The 18,814-nt window shown below is 36.2% G+C and carries 21 protein-coding genes; all 21 read right to left on the minus strand.

Annotation, left to right across the window (positions count from 1 at the left end; genetic code table 11):
• Position 1: 1 nt before the first annotated feature.
• A complete protein-coding gene (locus tag BAQ46_RS21505; RefSeq protein ID WP_061130708.1) occupies positions 2-643 on the minus strand; it encodes a uracil-DNA glycosylase in 642 nt (213 codons plus the stop codon).
• 99 nt (positions 644-742) lie between these two features.
• On the minus strand, positions 743-1,423 hold the full coding sequence (locus tag BAQ46_RS21510; RefSeq protein WP_000499536.1) for a zinc metallopeptidase: 681 nt from the start codon (positions 1,421-1,423) through the stop codon (positions 743-745).
• Positions 1,424-1,527: 104 nt separating this feature from the next.
• Entirely contained in the window at positions 1,528-2,316 is a 789-nt protein-coding gene (gene ypjB, locus BAQ46_RS21515; RefSeq protein ID WP_000831595.1) for a sporulation protein YpjB, read from the minus strand.
• Positions 2,317-2,424: 108 nt separating this feature from the next.
• Entirely contained in the window at positions 2,425-3,111 is a 687-nt protein-coding gene (lit, locus tag BAQ46_RS21520) for a lipoprotein intramolecular transacylase Lit (RefSeq protein ID WP_000742533.1), read from the minus strand.
• A 25-nt stretch (positions 3,112-3,136) separates the two neighbouring features.
• A complete protein-coding gene (gene lhaT / locus BAQ46_RS21525) occupies positions 3,137-3,727 on the minus strand; it encodes a lipoprotein heptaprenylglyceryl N-acetyltransferase LhaT (protein ID WP_000262841.1) in 591 nt (196 codons plus the stop codon).
• Positions 3,728-3,837: 110 nt separating this feature from the next.
• Positions 3,838-4,605, minus strand: coding sequence for a menaquinol-cytochrome c reductase cytochrome b/c subunit (gene qcrC, locus BAQ46_RS21530; RefSeq protein ID WP_000554606.1), 768 nt, complete (start codon positions 4,603-4,605; stop codon positions 3,838-3,840).
• Positions 4,606-4,648: 43 nt separating this feature from the next.
• Positions 4,649-5,323, minus strand: a complete 675-nt coding sequence (gene qcrB / locus BAQ46_RS21535; protein WP_000932700.1) for a menaquinol-cytochrome c reductase cytochrome b subunit — start codon at positions 5,321-5,323, stop codon at positions 4,649-4,651.
• A complete protein-coding gene (gene qcrA, locus BAQ46_RS21540; protein WP_001290418.1) occupies positions 5,324-5,836 on the minus strand; it encodes a menaquinol-cytochrome c reductase iron-sulfur subunit in 513 nt (170 codons plus the stop codon).
• Between the two features lie 143 nt (positions 5,837-5,979).
• A complete protein-coding gene (locus BAQ46_RS21545) occupies positions 5,980-6,435 on the minus strand; it encodes a YpiF family protein (RefSeq protein WP_000871307.1) in 456 nt (151 codons plus the stop codon).
• A gap of 154 nt (positions 6,436-6,589) precedes the next feature.
• Positions 6,590-7,126 carry a ReoY family proteolytic degradation factor gene (locus BAQ46_RS21550; RefSeq protein WP_001095923.1) on the minus strand — a complete coding sequence of 179 codons (537 nt, stop codon included), beginning with the start codon at positions 7,124-7,126 and terminating at the stop codon, positions 6,590-6,592.
• 73 nt (positions 7,127-7,199) lie between these two features.
• Positions 7,200-8,462 carry a tetratricopeptide repeat protein gene (locus BAQ46_RS21555; RefSeq protein ID WP_001168676.1) on the minus strand — a complete coding sequence of 421 codons (1,263 nt, stop codon included), beginning with the start codon at positions 8,460-8,462 and terminating at the stop codon, positions 7,200-7,202.
• Positions 8,463-8,958: 496 nt separating this feature from the next.
• The gene (hisC, locus tag BAQ46_RS21560; protein ID WP_001264009.1) at positions 8,959-10,071 is read right to left on the minus strand and encodes a histidinol-phosphate transaminase; all 1,113 of its coding nucleotides are present in this window, start codon (positions 10,069-10,071) and stop codon (positions 8,959-8,961) included.
• Between the two features lie 120 nt (positions 10,072-10,191).
• Positions 10,192-11,289 carry a 3-dehydroquinate synthase gene (gene aroB / locus BAQ46_RS21565; RefSeq protein ID WP_000427694.1) on the minus strand — a complete coding sequence of 366 codons (1,098 nt, stop codon included), beginning with the start codon at positions 11,287-11,289 and terminating at the stop codon, positions 10,192-10,194.
• Complete coding sequence (gene aroC / locus BAQ46_RS21570) at positions 11,289-12,461, minus strand: chorismate synthase (protein ID WP_061130495.1); 1,173 nt, start codon at positions 12,459-12,461, stop codon at positions 11,289-11,291. Before aroC ends, aroB begins: the two co-directional genes overlap by 1 nt.
• Before the next feature lie 270 nt (positions 12,462-12,731).
• Positions 12,732-13,178 carry a nucleoside-diphosphate kinase gene (gene ndk, locus BAQ46_RS21575; protein ID WP_000415887.1) on the minus strand — a complete coding sequence of 149 codons (447 nt, stop codon included), beginning with the start codon at positions 13,176-13,178 and terminating at the stop codon, positions 12,732-12,734.
• A gap of 124 nt (positions 13,179-13,302) precedes the next feature.
• Positions 13,303-14,265 (minus strand): heptaprenyl diphosphate synthase component II, encoded by a 963-nt coding sequence (hepT, locus tag BAQ46_RS21580; RefSeq protein ID WP_000776082.1) that lies wholly within the window; start codon positions 14,263-14,265, stop codon positions 13,303-13,305.
• Positions 14,266-14,296: 31 nt separating this feature from the next.
• Entirely contained in the window at positions 14,297-15,010 is a 714-nt protein-coding gene (gene menG / locus BAQ46_RS21585) for a 2-heptaprenyl-1,4-naphthoquinone methyltransferase (protein WP_001187663.1), read from the minus strand.
• 29 nt (positions 15,011-15,039) lie between these two features.
• Entirely contained in the window at positions 15,040-15,789 is a 750-nt protein-coding gene (locus BAQ46_RS21590; RefSeq protein ID WP_061130496.1) for a heptaprenyl diphosphate synthase component 1, read from the minus strand.
• A gap of 213 nt (positions 15,790-16,002) precedes the next feature.
• Positions 16,003-16,572: a GTP cyclohydrolase I FolE gene (gene folE / locus BAQ46_RS21595; protein WP_001151482.1), complete on the minus strand. Its 570-nt coding sequence runs from the start codon at positions 16,570-16,572 to the stop codon at positions 16,003-16,005.
• A 120-nt stretch (positions 16,573-16,692) separates the two neighbouring features.
• Entirely contained in the window at positions 16,693-16,965 is a 273-nt protein-coding gene (locus BAQ46_RS21600) for an HU family DNA-binding protein (RefSeq protein WP_001043860.1), read from the minus strand.
• A gap of 297 nt (positions 16,966-17,262) precedes the next feature.
• Complete coding sequence (gene spoIVA, locus BAQ46_RS21605; RefSeq protein ID WP_000416519.1) at positions 17,263-18,741, minus strand: stage IV sporulation protein A; 1,479 nt, start codon at positions 18,739-18,741, stop codon at positions 17,263-17,265.
• Between the last annotated feature and the right edge of the window lie 73 nt (positions 18,742-18,814).

Consider the following 18,814-nt stretch of genomic DNA (forward strand, 5'->3'; position numbering starts at 1 on the left):
TCTAGTTTTTTATTACGTATTGCTTAAGTTTCTCTAAATCCTCATAAATAAGCTCCAATAAGCCCCGATTATAAAAAATGGAAGCAGGATGGAAGGTCGGAAAAATATGATATTCTTTCTCTGACCATGTAAATTCTGCACTTTGCATATCCTTTAATTTTTGAATGGGTTGTTTGAATAATTGCCCGTGTACATCTGTGATTTTTTTACCTTTTCCTGTTAAACGCTGAAGACCGATATTGCCAAGCGTGACAATTAGCTTCGGATTTAGTTTCTCTAATTCATAATCTAACAAAGGTGCATGGGCAACTATTTCTCCTTGATTTGGCGTTCTATTATACTTTTTTTGTATAATAGAACCATTTCGTTCTTTTTTCTCTCGCCACTTATAAGGTCTACTCCGAACAGCACTCGTAATATATACTTCTTCCCTTGTAACGTGAATACGTTCTAAAAAACCCATTAATTGTTTTCCCGCTCTCCCGCTAAACGGAATCCCATTATGAATTTCTGTTTCACCAGGCGCTTCTCCTAACAACATAAATTTCGGATTTTCAGGGCCTTGTCCACTTAAAAAACCTTCTAATTGATAAGGAGCACTACGCTCTTTCACCTGTTTTACTAAATGGTCTGGATATTTCATTTCCCCACCGCCTTTCCGCATTACTTCTATTATTTCTATTTGCAATACATTATATAATTCAATCCACAAAACAAAAAAGACTATCAAAATTGATAGTCTTTAGTCGTCGCTACGCTGCATACCAGTATAAATTAATACGAGACGTAATAATTCAAATACCGCTACGGCTGCAGCTGCTACATATGTTAATGCTGCCGCATTTAATACTTTACGAGCTTGGCCATATTCATCTGTTGATACGATTCCTAACGCTTCAATTTGTTGCATCGCACGCTTTGATGCATCAAACTCAACTGGTAATGTAACGAGTTGGAACACAACACCTGCTGCCATTAAAATGATACCTAAAAATATCATGTTGGCCATCGATGCAAAAATACCGATCATAATAAATATCCAAGAAATATTTGAACCAAAGTTCGCAACTGGCACTAACGAATGACGAATACGCATAAAGTTATAATCTTTTGCATCTTGAATTGCGTGTCCTACTTCGTGTGCTGCAACTGCTGTACCAGCAACTGAATGACCGTAATAGTTATCTGTTGATAATCGAACTGTTTTGGCAGTTGGATCATAATGGTCTGATAAATGACCTGGTGTTTCTTCTACAGCTACGTTGTATAATCCATTTTCATCTAAGATTTTCCGAGCCACTTCTGCTCCTGTCATACCTGATGTTGAATAAACTTGTGAATACTTGCTATAGGCACTACGTACTTTTGACTGTGCATACAACGGTATGATCAAAATGATCGCGAAGTAAATTAAATAAAACATCATGAACCTCCATTGAAGTTTTAATTATAGTACTTCTCATTCTATTTTCTTCTGCCACCATTGTCAATGAATAAACCTTACAATCCGAATCTTTATTTATTACATTATCTATTCTTAGAATGTACATTACTTTTTCTTTTTTCTCTCTCTCCTTTATACTTTCTCCACCCAACATAAGTTAATGTGAATAAAATAAGACCTCCAGTAATTGTCATAAACCAAATGAGAGAAGGTGCAATTTCATCTTTTTTTACTGTATGAAATATTTTTTGCAAATCTCCTTTAATGATTCCTAATTGCATTTGCCCACCTTTTGTTTTTAACATAACGTTACGAAATTCATCTAAATAAGATAAATGGGCATTTACACGCTGCACTTCATTTTCTGGCAAGGCAATCATTAAGCTTGGATAAATAATATTAAATTCATGTAAAAATGTGTTTAACGTTTGTTGAAACTGTCCCGTATCTTCTTTTTTCATCGCTTTTTCCATTTGAGAAAAGGCATCCATTACTTTTCCTTCTCTTTCCATCCAAAGTGGTTGATATTTCGATACTTGCGCATCGACAGCGAGCTGCAGGGCTAACACATTATCAATTTTAACTTGTTTCCTTACATCTTCTTCCGCGAGAGATTGTTTCGCCTTGTCGTAAGCTAAAGAAATAACTCTAACTTGATCTGGCGTTACTTCCTGCTTCTTTTCATTCCCCTTTATTACAAACTGCTCCGAGAAATGTTGCAGTACTTGTACTGCTTTTTCATCTTCATTACGCTTCACTAATTGTAATGAGTCATCTAACAACCCTGTTAGTTCACTCCACTCCTCAGCATATATACGTAACGGAAACATGATAATTAGAAATGCAATCAGTCCAATTAATGTTCTCTTCATCACGGTCCCCCCTATAACTACTAGTACAAAATATGTTAATGTGGACAAGAATAGAACAGAACTGGACCGAAAAATATATTATCGTTTTACAAACAAAAAAAATTCTCTTTAAACAGAGAATTTTTCTTTTGAAATCCTTTTCTTTTTTACGAAATATTTATACAAGCTATAACAAATTATGCTACCACATAAAATAAATAATAAAATAGCACACGCTGCATGCATAAAAAACTCTTCTGGTAACATTAATATAATCGGATCCTTCTCAGGATCAAAAACCCAATAATCATTACTGAATAAAAGCTTATGGAATATCACAAAACTCTTTTCAAAATTAATAACAATCGGTAACATTAACGCTATTGGAAAAATGATTGTTAAAATAGATCCATGTAGTAAAAACTTTTCATTTTTCTTTTTTAACAAATACATGCCGCCTACTATTGCAATTATAATTGTCGCATACATTACATATTGAATCTTTACTAAAATGTTTTTCACATCTACAAAATGAACACGGCCATTTGTAGACATATCTAGTGTTGGCAAATGTAATGCTCCGTCATAAAATGGCGATAAATATGTGATAAGCACATCATAATTTCTTTTAATATCATCCTTCGTCATATCTGCTAAATCTGGAATGTTCAAAAAATCAATTTCAAAATAATATAGCCATTTTCCATATACAACCGCCGTTGTTGCGAGTGCAAATATAGAAAATGCTATGCTATATGAAACAATTATCGTAATCAATCGATCCAATATTTTTGTACCACTCGTATTTTTCTTCATTTTCTCCCCCTACATATTCTAACTATCATAAAGAAAACTGTTTTCGATTCTCACGTAAGCAATAATAATATGTCATACAAAGCACAGCAATGCTTAACCAGAACGTAAAATAACCAATTTCTCCTACAAACAAATGCATAATTCCGTATCTCGGCATTTGCCAGAACAAATAATCAATTGCATCATTATGTAATGTCCATATAGCGGCTACCGCAAAATGCCATTTTTTTATACGGTAAAACGGTGCATATAGCACTGCTTGTACTGCCATCGCAAAATGCGAAAGCATTAACATATACCCGATAAGGCCAATAGGACCTTTTACATAGATCATAACCCCATTTACAACAACAGCCCATATACCATATTTTATTAAAGTAACAATCGCTAGCGCCTCTATTAATCCCCAATTTCTCTTTATTAAAAAAGCGATTAAAACAAAGACAAAAAAGAGACTTGCCATAGGACTATCGGGTACAAACGGCCAAAATATAGGTAAAGTTTCTTTTAATTGATTTCCATACCATATGAATCCGTATATTGTACCTAATATGTTAACAACTAATAAAAATGATAATACGGAGCGTTGTCTTAACATTGCATACAAGTAAACCAAGCTGTATGTCCAACACCTTTCATTCTTTCATCAAACTCTACTCTATTATATAGTAAACTTTCTATCATCAAAATAAAAAGCTGACTACAAATTTTGTAGTCAGCTTTTTATTATTTTTTATTATACTTTGCAACGAATTCCGAAAGCTTCTTCAGTTCCTCATCTGTACCTTTAAATACACCTTTAGGCATGGAACCTTTTCCCTCTTTCGCAATTTTAGCAATTTCTTCAGGCTTCAAAGTTAAATTTTGCAGTGCTGGTGCTGCTGCGCCGCCCTGTAAATTGTCACCGTGACATGTTAAACAAGTATTTTTTTGCATTAATTTATAACCGTCATCATTTTTATCAACTGGTGCTGTTTTTACAATTGCTCCTTGTTTTTTTGCAGCTTCCCAGTCGTGGTGTGCTACAGATTCCCAAGTTAAAAAGATAATCGATGCAACTGCTAAAAGCATAAATCCCGTTGCTACAGGACGCTTCAATGGGCGTCTTTCTGGGCCTCGATCAAGAAATGGAGCTAACAGTAATGCGCCAAACGCAATCCCTGGCATAATGAACGCTCCAATTACAGTAAATGAGCCAGAAGCATAAGAATACTTTAATAACTGATACAAGAATAAGAAATACCAATCTGGAAGTGGTATATACCCAGCATCAGTTGGATCCGCCATTCTTTCAAGCGGTGACGGATGCGCCACTGTTAAACATAAATAACCGATTAAAAAAACTGCACCAACCATCCATTCTTTTAACAAGAAGTTCGGCCAAAATGCTTCTGTTTTCCCTGGGTATTCCGAATAGTCTTTTGGAATATTTGGTTTCCGAGCTACTGGTACCCGAGAATCTCCTACAAACTTCATCCCTTTGCCGCGATGCATAATCTCCCTCCTTTAGTTCTTTCCCCTTTAATTTAGCAATCTCTTATAGTGGACCGGAAATACCTTGTTTGCGAATCATGATGAAGTGGAAGGCCATTAAACCTAGAAGTGCTGCTGGTAAGAAGAAGACGTGAATAGCAAAGAAGCGAGTTAATGTTTGAGCGCCAACAATTTCGGAATGACCAGCGAGTAATGTTTTAATGTAAGGACCAATGAGCGGCGTTTGCTCTGCAATTTGAATCCCTACTTTCGTGGCAAATAACGCTTTCATATCCCACGGTAATAAATATCCGGTAAAACCAAGACCTAACATAACAAAGAAAATAAGAACACCAACAATCCAGTTTAGCTCACGAGGCTTTTTATACGCACCCTGGAAGAAAACTCTAAGTGTATGTAAAAACATCATTACAATGACGAGACTAGCACCCCAGTGGTGCATACCACGAACAATTTGCCCATATGCAACTTCATTTTGCAAATAATAAACCGATTCCCAAGCATTTTTAATATCAGGCACATAATACATCGTCAAAAACATTCCAGATAAAATTTGAATTACAGTAACGAAAAAGGTAAGTCCGCCAAAGCAATAAACGAATGCAGAAAAGTGATGTGCCGGGTTTACATGTTCAGGTACTTCATGATCAGCGATATCACGCCATATTGGTGTAATATCTAACCTTTCATCTACCCAATCATAAATTTTATTTAGCATCTACTTTGCACCCCCTCTTGGCTTCGCTTTTCCTAAGTACAGCGTTCCATCTTTCACTTTAGATTCGTATACATCAAGTGGAGCAAGGGGCGGCGTGCCTTTAATGTTTATCCCGTCTTTTGTGTAACGGCCCCCGTGACATGGACAAAAGAATTGATTCGGATGTGCTTTGTCCGAATTCCAGTTCACTGTACATCCTAAATGTTTACATACCGGAGAAAACGCAACAATGTCTCCGCTTTCATCTTTATGAACCCAAGCTGATTTTGGCTCTTCGGACTTGTACCAACCATCAACCTGCTTCACCTTAAAGTCGAAACGTTTCGGCTCTGTTGTAATATCCTTTACTTGTGCAACAGCAACCATATCCGTTCCCGCTTCTTTTCTTAACACCGGATCAAGCGCAAATCGCGTCATCGGCATTAAAATACCCGCCGCCATAAAGCCTCCTACCCCTGTAAGGGTATAATTTAAAAACTGTCTTCTTGACACACGATGTTCTTTCTCGCTCACGAAAATTTCCCCCCTCTATCAGAAATTGTCCCCTCGTGATAAATTATATAAAAAATAAAAACTAGGACACTATCATGATATAATACGCTCATGCACAGGTCAATATCATACTACTCATAATAATAAGAACTTTCTGTTTATTATTATTTTCCCCATTTTTCTTCTAACATTACCATTATATTTTTTATATGTGCATGAATCACTTCTCTTTTCGCTTGATCACTAAATTGTTCTAACGCTAATGAAGGAAACCAAAATAAATCTCCCTGCAATTCTTGCATATCTTCTTTCCATGAAAAATCACTTGTAACATAAGCAATATGCTTAAAACCTTGCTTTTTCAAATGATTTGTCCATTCTTGCAAACGACCTTTTTCGTTTTTTTGACTTTCTACTAGATACGTAAATGCAGGTAATAAAAGCACTCTTCCTTTATATTCTCTTTCTAGCTCCATACTCAACAATTCGATAAATTCCCCTTGTTCTACTACCATTTTCATTTCTTTCGCTGCTGAAATTGATAAAAGTGGTATAACACCCGTATCTACATATTCTCTTGCTTGCTCAAACTGTTCCACATCTTTTACAATCCATTTCAAATGTCTTCCCTCCCCCATCTATAAATGACAGAACTTTCACTTTATATATATTAAACCATACTAAAAGAGGTAAAAAAAGAAAAACTACCTATATTAAGGTAGTTTTTCTTGAAAAAGTCTGAAATTTGTAAAATTTTATGAATCCAAATGAATTCTATAACATCTTTAACTCCGCTGTTAACCTATGAAACGCTTCCTTATCTTGCTTATCCAGCGCTTCATCAATTTGTTTCAAAAGACGTTCTCTTCTAAAAGAAAATACACTTTCTTCTAAAAACCTTTCTGCAAGTAAACGATCTTTTTCATTTACTTCAATGTGCTTTGGTAAATATGGGTTTTCTTCTAATACAGCTACGTAATTGGCATTTTGAAACGATGATTTAAAATTGAGTTGAATATAAATATCCTCATCTCGATTTAAACGAATATCATGAAACGATTTTTCAGCATCTGTTGTCATAACATTTTGTTTAAAAAAGTGAAACGGTGTGTCTTTTACACAATTCGCGGACATTACTAAGCCACGCGGACAATATTTTGCATGCTCTACGAAGTGGACTTTATGCATCAATTGGTCGTGACTCATTAAATAATTCAAAATCCATACACATTCACGCTGTTTCAGTTGGTAATTATTCAAAAACCATTTTACAAAATCCTTCTTCTCGTTTACAGAAACAGGGGTATTCATAGCAATTAAGTCCCTCCTCTGTCTTTCTCTTTTCTTTTTAGATTCAAGAAGCGGTATTCAGTTTCCTTCCAACTTATGAAAAATCCTCTAAATTATATAACAATTCTTCAATATGAATTTGTGTCGGGTCTAGTTGTATTAACTGAGTAAATACTTCTTTCGCCTCTTTTCGCATACCTTCTTCCAATAAGAAATAACCGTACTCTTCCAAGAAGTCTGGATGATTCTTAAAAGAAGTATATGCACTTTCATAGTGTTTTAATGCATCCGAATACATTTCTAATTGTTTTTTTGCAAACGCAAGATCCCAAAGTAGTTGTGTATCTGGTTCTCCGCTATCGATAGCACGCTCTACAACGGCAATTAGCTCTTCATACTTTTCTTGTTCCTTTAAGATGTACGCATATTTTAATGTTGCACCTAAATGTCCTGGATCTAACTCAAGCGCTTTTTGAAGCACTTCCTCTGCTTCCGCTATTTTCCCTAATTTCGCTGCAATGTTCGCTAATTCTACATAGAATGGTACAGAAAGTTCATCTACTTTAATTCCTTCATGAAGTGTTTCATAGCTTTCTTGAAGCATTCCTTCTTTTTCATAGCTTTTCGCTAAATACATGTAAAGGGATGCATACTCAGGATCTAATTCTTTCAGTTCTTGCCAAGCACCAATTGCTCTTTGGTATTCTTCACCTTGGTATAATGTGAAGGCATATCCAAACAATGAGTGAATATCTTTTTGTTCTTCTAAACCTGCTTCGTAGTAAGAAATCGCCTCTTCCCAATTTCCAATCGCACTTAACGTTTCTCCAAGGCGTAAGGCAATGACAACACCACCCATTACTTTATGTTCCGCTAATAGCGACTCATAATAAGTGATTGCCTTTTGTTCTTCACCTTTACTACTATATAACTCTGCTAATCCAAACGTAATGACAGGCTCGTCAGGCATCATTTCTTTCGCCTTTAATAGTTTTTGTTCTGCTACATCATCAAAACCTTGCATTTGGAATAAATCCGCTACAAGTAATAACGATTGAACATATAAATCATCATTTTCTGGAATATCATGAAGTACTTCAATCGCTTCATCTTCTTTATCTAGATCAATATATAATTCTGCTAAAAATACAGTGAATTCACTTTCCTCTGGATACAATAAACGCAAATCTTCTGTAATAGCTAACGCTTCATCCGTAAATCCAAGAGTATGATAATAGCGAGCAATATCATACTTCTCTTCATCATTCGCAATTTTTAATTGCTCTTTTAATAATTGTAATCCTTTTTCCGCTTCACCATTTTCAATATATGAAACAGCTTGTTCAAACTTTTGCATAAACGTCTCCTTTAATTCTAAAAAATATTCTTTTCTGTTCATTTACCCTGCTATTAACGGGCAGTAAGACCCCACCTCAAAATTCAGCTAGGGCAAAGAAGTTAGTTTTGGGGGCAACTGCCCGTAAAAGCCCGATTGGTGTGGGCTAATAATCAGCGGGGGATAAACATCCCCCCACTGATTAAAGTTTCACTTTATCATAAGCAACTCATTGTTAGAACGCAACCTTTAGAATGAGCATGCTTCTTCTTACAGAGTAGTTAATTGTTCAAAAGGTTCGGATATGATACCGATACCTTCTTACCTTCTTACCTTCTTACCTTCTTACCTTCTTACCTTCTTCTATTGTACCGCTTTCTTTTATGACCGTGCAAATAACTTCTCCCACTAATTATCGAGCCATACCAATCTTGATTTACAGAACAACTTAATTACTAAACTTCAACTTTTTTAATGCGATAAAAAAGACTCCTCTAATAGGAGCCTTCACAATCTCTTAAGAATATGTTTCCTCTTTCTGTACTTGCTCATTTACAAGTTCTTTCAGTAACTCTATAATTTCATCATTTTCTTCTTTCAAACCGACAGTAATACGAATGCCATCATCGATACCAAATGCAGCACCAGAACGAACAATATATCCTTTTTTCATTAATCGTTCAAAAGCTTCATTACCAGGAATACCGAGTTTTAAGAAAATGAAATTTGTTTGAGATGGATAATAGAATACGTTATATTCCTTACAAAATGCGTAATATTGATGTAATCCTTCTTCATTCTTTTTCACACATTCTTGTAAAAATGCTTGATCTTCTAATGCAGCAAGTGCTACAGATTGCGCTACAGTCGATGTATTAAATGGTAACCTCGCTACTTCTAGCTGCCCGATTAACTCCGTATTACCAACTGCATATCCGATACGGAAAGCAGCTAGACCATATGCTTTTGAAAACGTACGTAATACCATAAGATTTTCATACTTTTCAAGAAGTGGTAATGTTTGCGGATAGTCTTCTGCTCCCGCATATTCATAATATGCTTCGTCCATAATAACAAGCGCTGACTTAGGAACTGATTCTAAAAATGAAAGTAATTTTTGTTTTTCTACATATGTACCTGTCGGATTATTCGGGTTACAAATCCATACAATCTTCGTTTGATCATCTACTTGCTGTAACATCGCATCTAAATCGTGAACGCCATCTTTAAGTGGTACTTCACGAACTTCTGCTCCTTCAATAACAGCATGGTGATGGTATTGTGAGAATGTTGGATTCGCCATTACAACATTTGTTCCTTCGTGTAGTAACGCACGACTAATCATTTGAATAACTTCATCTAATCCACTACCAAATAACAGTTGTTCCGCTTTAACACCTAAATGTTTTGCTACTTGTGTCCGAAGTTCAAAGGCATGTCCATCTGGATAAAGAGCGTATTGACTCGCTAAAGAAGTTAATGCTTCTGTTACGCGTGCTGAGCAACCGAATGGATTTTCGTTCGATGCTAATTTCACAATTTTTGATAATCCATATTCCCTTTTTACTTCTTCAATATTTTTCCCAGGTACATATGCTCTCAAAGTTAACAATTGCTCTTTCACTCTCATTTTTCTTCCCCCAGTCGTTTTATTCAATTCGATTACAATACGGTTATACTCCCTTACTATAATCGTTTATCATAACTGTCACTATTACGAAAATGCTTCTAAATAGGCTCTCCATAGCTGTTATCTACTTCTTATACCCATATCCTTTTGAAATGCCTCTAACGCAATATGAACAGTCTCATCAGGAATAGATACGACATTCACTACCCCATATTCCTGCATAAGTACCATATGAATTGTTCCTGCATTCGCTTTCTTATCTTGTTTCATCAACCCGACGAGGCGTTCTACACTTAAATCACTTGGCATTTTTGGATAGCCGTACTTCAAGAACCACTGCTTCATCTCTTCATAAGCAAGATTTACCTTATACACTTGTTCACTTAAGAATATAGCAAATAACATTCCAACCGCTACTCCGTCACCGTGAGTAATATTTCCATATCCTAGTTCTTTTTCTAGAGCATGGCCTAACGTATGTCCAAAGTTTAAATGTGCACGTACGCCTTTTTCTGTTTCATCTTGCGCTACAATGTTTGCCTTTACAGGAATCGCCTTCGTTAATATGTGGATTAATTTCTCATCACGAAGATCTGCTAATGTTTGCACTTCTTCTTTTAGCCAATGATATAGCTTTACATCACCAATTAGAGCATGTTTTATCACTTCTGCATAACCTGAGCGCCACTCTTTTTCAGGAAGAGACTGTAAAAACGGCGTATGATATACAACTGCTTCTGGTTGATGGAATGCACCTATCATATTTTTACCTAACGGATGATTGATTGCTACTTTCCCACCTACCGCGCTATCGTGAGCTAATAAAGTAGTGGGAACTTGAACAAAGCGAATTCCACGCATAAACGACGCAGCAACAAAACCAGCTAAATCTCCAATCATCCCGCCTCCAAGTGCGATAATTAAAGAATTTCTATCTAATTTATTTTCAAGAGCTGACGTATGAGCCGCATAGAAATTTTCAAAGGACTTCTCTTTTTCACCACTCGGTACAACGAATGAAAATACTTTTTGATCTATTTGCAACGCATCTACAACTGTCTGTAAATGTAAAGGTGCAACAGCCTCATCTGAAATAATCATAATGTTTGATACAGATGGCTGCATGTTTTGAACGATTGTTGTCAAATGTGACAACGATTCTTTTCCTACATGTACATCATATTCTTTTGATTTCGTTTGAATATGTATGTTTTCCATTAAAATCCCCTCGCATATTCATTATGTTTCTCAATATTTTCACGAATAAGGTCCATACGATCTAATCCAAATTGTTCTATTAAAGCTGTCGCTAATTCCCAAGCTACAACCGCTTCCGCAACGACACTAGCTGCTGGAACAGCACAACTATCTGAACGTTCAATACTTGCTGTAAAAGGCTCTTTCGTATCAATATCGACACTTTGAAGAGGTTTATATAGTGTAGGTATCGGTTTCATCACTCCGCGCACAACAATTGGCATTCCAGTCGTCATACCGCCTTCTAAACCACCCGCGTTATTTGTTCTTCTTGTATATCCATGCTCTTCATCCCACAAAATTTCATCATGAACTTCGCTACCCGGTCTATGTGCTGCTTCAAAACCAATTCCAATCTCGACCCCTTTAAAGGCATTAATGCTCATTATTGCGGCTGCTAATTTTGCATCTAGTTTTCGATCATAATGCACATAGCTGCCTACTCCAATCGGCATTCCTTCCACAATTACTTCCACGATGCCACCGATTGAATCACCATTTGATTTCGCATCATCAATTGCTTTTATCATTTGATTACCGGCTTCTTCATCTAAACAGCGTACAGGTGATGCTTCTGTAATACTTTTTAATTCTTCAATTGAACGATACGTAGTCTCTTTAGCCTGTACACCGCCAATTTCAATTACATGGCCTGCTACTGCAATACCAAGTTCCGCTAACACTTTTTTTGCAACCGCACCAGCAGCAACACGTACTGTCGTTTCGCGTGCCGAAGAGCGTTCCAGTACATTTCTCATATCTCTATGACCATATTTAATCGCACCATTTAAATCAGCATGTCCAGGTCTTGGTTTTGTTACTTTCCTTTTCATTTCTTTTTCTTCTTGTTCCGTTAACGGCTCTGCACCCATAATTTTTGTCCAATGTGCAAAATCACGGTTTTCAACAACAAGTGCAATTGGAGAACCTAATGTCTCTCCATGTCTAACACCACTTACAATTTGCACTTGATCTGTTTCAATTTGCATGCGTCTACCACGCCCATATCCCTTTTGCCTTCTAGCTAACTCTTCATTTATATCATCCGATACTAATGGTAGTCCGGCTGGAACACCTTCTATAATCGTTGTAAGTTGTGGACCATGAGATTCACCAGCTGTAATATATCGCATACGTTATTCCTCTTTTCGTATATGTATTTATCTCGCTATATTAAGCAATAATTTTATCTTTCATTACTCTAAAAATATGAAAGAGTTATTCATACATCAGCCATTCGCTTATTCTCCGATAGGCCTTTACTTTACATATCAATATATCATAACAGCTCTAACTTCGTAACTAATAGAAATAAAAAAAGTGCAAGAAGAATACCCCTATTCTCCTTGCACTTTCTACTATTATCACAGTGATTAAAGCGTTTACAAATTATTTCAAAATAATTAGTAAATCCATTCATTCATTAATTTTGAGTAGTCAACTAATTCTTCTTCCTTAAAGAAAATACCAATCTCGCGCTCTGCACTTTCTAACGAATCAGAACCATGGATAATATTTTTGGCAACAGTTACACCGAAATCTCCACGAATTGTTCCAGGAGCTGCTTCATGTGGTCTTGTTTTACCCATCATGTTACGAGCTGTATCTACTACACCTTCACCTTGCCATACCATTGCGAATACAGGACCAGATGTAATAAAGTCTACTAATTCACCAAAGAAAGGTTTTTCTGTGTGCTCAGCATAGTGTTGTCCAGCGATTTCTGGAGTGACTTGCATTAATTTTGCACCAACTAATTGAAAGCCCTTCTTCTCAAAACGAGCTACAATTTCCCCAATGAAGGCACGTTGTACACCGTCTGGTTTAACCATTAGAAATGTTTTTTCCATAAAAAATCTCTCCACTTCTGAATTATGTATGTAATTGTATATCCCCACACACATATTAACACCCTTATCACAATTGTGCAATAGTTTTGAAATAGAGAGATTATTTTATTTTTTAGAAAAAACACTAAAATTTTCGTTTTCCAATATACTTTGCTACATTTTGTAATGCATACTTTGCTTGTCCACGTGGGAGTGGTTTTATCATTTCTAATGCTTTATGTAAATAACGTTCACTAAACGCAAATGCTTTATCAATAGCAGCACTATTCTTTACAGCTTCAATAATTTCTTTCATTTCGTCCGCTGTTGTATTTTCATGTACAGATCTGATTTTCTTACAAAGGATTGGATCTTCCATAGCATATAAGGCAGGAAGCGTAATGTTTCCTTGCAATAAATCGCCCCCAGCAGGTTTTCCAAGTTTCTCTTCTGTAGAAACGAAGTCTAAAATGTCATCAATAATTTGATACGACATCCCTACGAAATAGCCATACCAAAACAGACGGCTTACCGTATCACGATTAGCGCCAGCAGCAATCGCTCCTAGTTGGCAACTTGCAGCAATTAATAAAGCGGTTTTTCGCTTTATTCTTCTTAAATATGTTCTTAAATTTTGGTCATAGTTATACTTATCTTTAATTTGTTCGATTTCACCTTTACAAACTTCTAAAATGGTATGCGATAGCGCCTGATGCGCCTCTGGAATTTCAATATTCGTTATACATTCAAGAGACTTAGCGAATAAATAGTCCCCTGTATACATTGCAATACGATCTCCCCATTTCGCATTCACAGTTGCACTACCACGTCGTAAAAACGCAGCATCAATAACATCATCGTGAACAAGAGAAGCCATATGAATAAGTTCTAACGCAACAGCTACATGCTTAATTGCATCTAACTTATAATCTCCAAATTTCCCCGCAAGCAACACAAATACAGGACGAATTCGCTTCCCACCAGCTTCAATAAGTTGTAATGCCGCCTCTTCTACTAATGGCTGTTCAGAAGCAACTGTCTTTTTTAATTCTTTTTCTATCACATTAATATCCGATCGTAAAAAAGAGTACATAAGTTGTAACTTCATATTGTTCACCTTAACCTAAAACTTCTTTTTTCTATTTTGATTCTGGTTTCATGCCTAAATGCATCGCTGCTACCCCAAAAGTAAATGGCTTCACTTGCACACGTTCAAGTCCAGCTTTTTCGAACATATTAGCCAATTCTTTCATACCTGGGAATGTACTAGCAGATTCTTGTAGCCATGAATATTCTTTATAACTTTTCGCAAATAACTTTCCAAATAACGGCATGATATATTTAAAGTATAAAATATAACCTTGTCGAAAACCAATCATTGTTGGTTGAGATGTTTCTAAACAAATTACTTTTCCACCTGGTTTTACTACACGTGTCATTTCTTTTAATACGTGCATATAATCCGGTACATTACGTAAACCAAATCCAATCGTTACATAATCAAACGTGTCATCTTCAAATGGAAGTTCCATTGCATTCCCGTGCAGAAGTTCTACTTGTTTTAATTGTAACGCTTCTACCTTTTGCTTACCAACAGATAACATATTTTCGCTGAAGTCTAAACCAACAACCTTGCCCTGTTCACCCACCGCTCCAGCTAGCGCAATTGTCCAGTCCGCTGTTCCGCAACATACATCAAGCGCTTTACTACCTGGTTTTACATCCATAATGCGCATCGTCTCTTTGCGCCACGCTTTATGTCTTTGAAAACTAATTACAGAATTCATCACATCGTATTTATCAGAGATTTTCTCAAATACATCATGTACTCTTTCTTCTTTTGATTGTTGCATGCTCGTACCTTCTTCCAATGTAAAATTGCTTATGTCTTCGATGTATCTCTTAACACAGAGTTTATTTCGCTTATATCTGTGTGATTTTCTAAAAATTGATTTTCTTTCTTCCTAAGTTTCATCATCCATCCATTCATAACTGTTTCTGCATCTGCTTTATCGTTCACAATCCCTTGAACAGCTTGAAAAACAGGTGAATGTTGTTTATTAACATGTAGTTCACATTCTTTTTGGAGACGATTTTTCCCTAGTACATATGTTATAAACGGCTTCCAATGCGCTAAATGAAAATGATCACATGTTTTTTGCAACAGTGCAGACTCAATCATTACTACACTCTCCATTATGTCATCCACCGTTTTATGCGCTTTTTGATATAACATTATTTTGTGTTCATTAATTTCTTTAATTCCTTCAGCAAGCGCACGAATTAAAACAATATCATGATTCATAGACAATAAGTAATAATATAACCCGCTATAGTAATCACCAGCAAGCACTGTTAACTGGCGACGCTTATGCGATTCATTCGCTTCTTCCCCTGCTTTATTTGATACTCTTTCATGTGTATCAAGCGCAATTTGCACAAGCATAATCGTCACTACATAATGCTCAATTTGTTCTATATGTAAATTTGCACCTTTTAAAGCACCATATAACAATGCGATTTTCTCTTCGTCAATAAATGGTTCTTCAATATAGTTTATAAAATAAGGATGGCGTAATTTCACCATCAATTTCTCTCTTATACCCGCATACCCTCCGTAGATGTCACACACAAAAATCACCCTTGTTTTCTAATTCATAAAACTTATTATAACACATACACTCTATTTTCTATAACCAAAACTTGGCTACTCTTTCCAAACTTCTACCGAACTACATAACATCTTCTATTCTTTTAAGTAATCTTTCTATTCTCACTCTGCCTCGCTAAAACTATATCATTTATTTACAAAAAAAAAAAAAGAAAAGCAGTTTCCCACTTTTCTTTACTTCGTTTTAATAAAAGATAAAATTTCACTACGTGCTGCAGCATCATTTTCTAGCACACCACGTACTGCTGTTGTTACTGTTTTTGCACCTGGCTTTTTCACACCGCGCATCGTCATACACATATGTTCCGCTTCTACTACTACCATTACACCATGCGGCTCTAGTACTTCCATAATAGAGTTCGCTACTGTTGATGTAATACGTTCTTGCAGTTGTGGACGACGTGCAATTGTATCTACAGTACGAGCTAATTTACTTAACCCTGTTACTTTTCCGCCTTGCGGAATATATGCAACGTGAGCAACTCCATAGAATGGAACTAAATGATGCTCACACATCGAATAAAACGGTATATCTTTTACTAGTACAAGCTCCTCATGATCTTCTCCGAACACTTTGTGTAAATGTTCTTTCGGATCTTCATGCATACCTGAGAACACTTCTGCGTACATTTTTGCAACACGCTTTGGTGTATCAAGTACTCCCTCTCGATTAGGATCATCTCCAATTGCCTCTAAAATAAGACGTACTGCATGTTCAATTTGTTCTAAATTAACTTTTGCCATCCGCTAGCCCTCCCGAAAACCTAAAAGTGATACGAACACATTCTAGCATATTTATGTTTTTAAAAGCAAAAAGAAGAGTTTCCAAAAAGGAAACTCTTCTTCCCTGTTAATATGTAAGGATTATTTAACCGCATCTTTTAACGCTTTACCAGGTTTGAATGCAGGTACTTTACTTGCAGCGATTTCAATCTCCTCACCTGTTTGTGGGTTACGACCTTTACGAGCCGCACGCTCACGAACTTCGAAGTTACCGAATCCGATCAGTTGTACTTTATCACCTTGTTTTAAAGCTTCTAAGATAGAATCAAAAACAGCGTCTACTGCTTTTGTTGCGTCCTTTTTAGAAAGGGAACTTGCTTCTGCAACAGCATTGATTAAATCTGTCTTGTTCATGCCATTCACCTCCTCCCAAAGATAAGACTGTATAATGATCATAAAATGAGTCTTACTTTCATTTGTAGGCAATTTTTGCAAATTCTATACTACAAAGATGTAGATAAATCATTATCAACGCCTATATTATACGATTCTCCTTTATAATTCAATATTTTTAAGGAAATTGTTACTCTTAAAATGTGAAAATCTGATGAAACTTGACAATTTACAACAATATATTAGATAATAGCTGTTTATTTTCCTATTCTATATGCGAAAATTAAAAAATCCCTCTACGATGAGAGGGATTTTTTCTTATAATATAATCGCAATTAATCCGCCAGATCCTTCATTAATAATTCTTTCTAGCGTTTCTTTTAATTTATATCTCGCATTTTCTGGCATTAAAGATAGTTTCGCTTGAATGCCTTCCCGAACAATAGAACTCAGTGAACGTCCAAATATATCAGAATTCCAAATTGATAATGGATCATCTTCAAAATCTTGCATTAAGTAACGAACTAGTTCTTCACTTTGTTTTTCCGTACCAATGATTGGCTCAAACGTAGACTCCACATCTACTTTAATCATATGAATAGATGGAGCTACAGCTTTTAATTTCACACCAAATCTTGAACCGTGACGAATAATTTCTGGTTCATCTAAACTCATGTCAGCTAACGCAGGCGCCGCTACACCATATCCTGTTTGTTTGACCATACGCAGAGCATCCGCCACTTGATCGTATTCTATTTTCGCATGAGATAAATCGAGCATAAGCTTCAATAAATGATCTTTCCCTCGAATTTCTACTCCTACTACTTCTTTTAAAATTTGATCATATAATTCATCTGGTGCATATAAATCAATCTCTGCTACGCCTTGCCCCATATCAATGCCAGCTAGGCTCGCTCGATCAATAAATTCATACTGACTAAACTGCCATACGACACGGTCTACATCACGAAGACGTTTTATATCCTTCACAGTCTCTTGAACGGCTTCTTGATAACTTTGGCGTAACCAATGCCCTTCATTTAGCACCATTACCCAGCTCGGAAGGTTCACATTCACTTCTAAAACAGGGAACTCGAATAACGCCTCTCGAAGTACATTGTATACATCTGTTTCTCTTAAACTTTCAACACTCATCGCAATGACTGGGATATCATATTCTTCAGATAAGCTTTGGCGCAATTGCTCTGTATCTGGATGATACGGCTGTACAGTGTTAATGATCATAATGAAAGGTTTTCCGACTTCTTTTAGCTCATTTACGACGCGTTCTTCTGCCTCTATATAATCTCTTCTTGGAATTTCACCAATCGTTCCATCTGTTGTAATTACAACACCAATTGTTGAATGTTCTTGAATTACTTTACGTGTTCCAATTTCTGCAGCTTCATGGAATGGAATAGGTTCTTCATACCAAGGAGTATTAATCATGCGCGGGCCATTCTCATCTTCATAACCTTTTGCTCCTGGAACAGTATATCCGACGCAATCTACTAATCGAATATTCACTTCAAGACCTTCATCTACTTCGATAGAAACCGCTTGGTTTGGAACAAATTTCGGTTCCGTCGTCATAATTGTACGGCCAGCAGCACTTTGAGGTAGTTCATCCTGCGCTCTTTGACGGTCAGACTCATTTTCAATATTAGGAATAACTACAAGTTCCATAAATTTTTTAATGAATGTTGATTTCCCTGTTCGAACAGCTCCTACAACTCCAAAATAAATATCACCGCCTGTGCGTTCCGCAATATCTTTAAAAATATCTACCTTTTCCAAGTGATTCCCTCCCTCAATATTTTTGGGAATAATTCCACGTTTATAGTCAACTAATACCTTCTCTAACGTTGCC

It is taken from the genome of Bacillus paranthracis, assembly GCF_001883995.1.
In the GTDB taxonomy this organism is placed as follows: Bacteria; Bacillota; Bacilli; order Bacillales; family Bacillaceae_G; genus Bacillus_A; species Bacillus_A paranthracis.